Annotated in this window: 1 protein-coding gene and 1 pseudogene; both read left to right on the forward strand. The window is 35.3% G+C overall.

Translation table 11 applies throughout. The features are described from left to right. A pseudogene (locus DV872_RS26755) lies at positions 1-225 on the forward strand (hypothetical protein); the annotation flags it as partial. Positions 226-254: 29 nt separating this feature from the next. Beyond that, entirely contained in the window at positions 255-941 is a 687-nt protein-coding gene (locus DV872_RS26100; RefSeq protein ID WP_114632904.1) for a hypothetical protein, read from the forward strand. Positions 942-1,163 lie beyond the last annotated feature (222 nt).

The following is a 1,163-nucleotide window of genomic DNA, read 5'->3' on the forward strand; positions in this document are numbered from 1 at the left end:
GAGATGGAAGATTTGGCTGTACATTCCCATAACATAAGAAACAATTTCTTTGACTCTACCAAGAGACTTGTCGATGTCATCCCTAATGTCTTATTGAGAACCGAAGAAAATCTTGATCCGGAACTGAGTCCGAGAGAGAGAAGTCCTTTAGATGCAGTTGAAGCTAAAAAAGCTCCACCTAAAGCCAAACCTGCTAAACCATCAAAAGAAGAACCTGAAGCTTAATAAGTTCTTTTAATTGAAGGAGTTTGACTATGACACGATGGGAAGAAAGAGGTTGGCAAGAGGATGATCTGAATAAGTTGGAGCTTTCTTTTCTAGACCGAATATTTGACATGAAAGAACCTCAGGGTGTTGATGCAACCATGTTATTTGCCATTTACATGAATATGGTTGGTGTTAATCCCGACAATTATCCTCTGTTTCTCAAAATCATAGAGATGAAAAATCATTGGGTTGTTGATGCTTTAGTAGGAGATAATGATTTGGAACAGTTTTTCAAACTGGTTCAACCCAACTATTTCATACTAAAAGAGTGTTTTCAATCTATAACCAATACTAAAAGTGGTGGGATGTATGAGAAAAGTTTAATAATTTTTCTCAGTATCATTGATATGACATTTAAAAATCCGATTGAAGGTTACAGGATTTATGAAATTACCAATGAAGATTTGAACAATCTTGGTAAACATCTCGACGAAACACAGGATCAGGCTTTTCCATTGAATATGAAAATATTGTCAATATTGGATAAAGTTGCATCATTGATTGATCCCGGTCAGGTAGAAATTGACCCCAAAATCACAGTTGTGGCTATTCATGCCAATAATATTCGTGGAAAATTCCTTGATATGACTAAGAGCCTTAACGAGGCTATACCTGATAATCTTCTATTAAAAGGTAATTTTTCTGAAAATGAGATTGCTCCATCAAAGGCCTAGAATTAAACTATACCTTCCCGACTTGATCGGGAAGGTTTTTAGGGTATAATTTATGAAAAATACACACATTGTCCATAAAATTTCTATACATAAACGTAACCGCTAATAAAGCCCCATCTACCAGTAACTGAGATTTCTATGCATTTTCTATTCTAAAGGAGTGGAAAATGAAAAGAAGAACATCAGAAGATTGGGATCACATAATCCGGGACTATAAAGAGT

The sequence above is a fragment of the Oceanispirochaeta sp. M1 genome (assembly GCF_003346715.1).
GTDB lineage: Bacteria > Spirochaetota > Spirochaetia > DSM-2461 > DSM-2461 > Oceanispirochaeta.